The sequence below is a fragment of the Herbaspirillum sp. VT-16-41 genome (assembly GCF_001994935.1).
Lineage (GTDB): Bacteria > Pseudomonadota > Gammaproteobacteria > Burkholderiales > Burkholderiaceae_D > Herbaspirillum > Herbaspirillum frisingense.
In genome coordinates, this window is the sequence record NZ_MUXB01000116.1 from 1 (window position 1) to 379 (window position 379).

At 62.5% G+C, this 379-nt stretch carries 1 protein-coding gene; it reads left to right on the forward strand.

Features of this window, described 5'->3' with window-relative positions; genetic code table 11:
- On the forward strand, nt 1-379 hold a 379-nt coding region (locus BTM36_RS17310; RefSeq protein WP_077237271.1), incomplete at both ends, for an RNA polymerase sigma factor.

A 379-nucleotide genomic window follows, 5' to 3' on the forward strand; every position in this document is an offset into this window, starting at 1 on the left:
TCCTTCAGGACTGTTTCGTCGCGGCTTTTGCGAGCCTCGGCCAGCTCGATCTGACACGGCCGATGCGCCCCTGGCTCGCCCGGGTCGCGATCAACAAGGCACGCGATTGGCGGCGACGGCGCACGGTGCGTCAGTTCTTCTCGATGGCACTGCCATTGACACCCGACATAGCGGCTTCAATCGCGGACGACGCACCCGGTGCAGATACTCTCGTAGCAGATCGAGCCGCCCTCAATTTCACGATTGCTGCCCTCGCCTCCTTGCCCGCCAACCTCAAAGAGCCGTTGATTTTGAGCGCCCTCGATGGTTGGCCGCAGGCGGCGATTGGGGATTTCCTGGGGATCAGCGAAAAGGCGGTCGAGACAAGGATCAGCCGAGC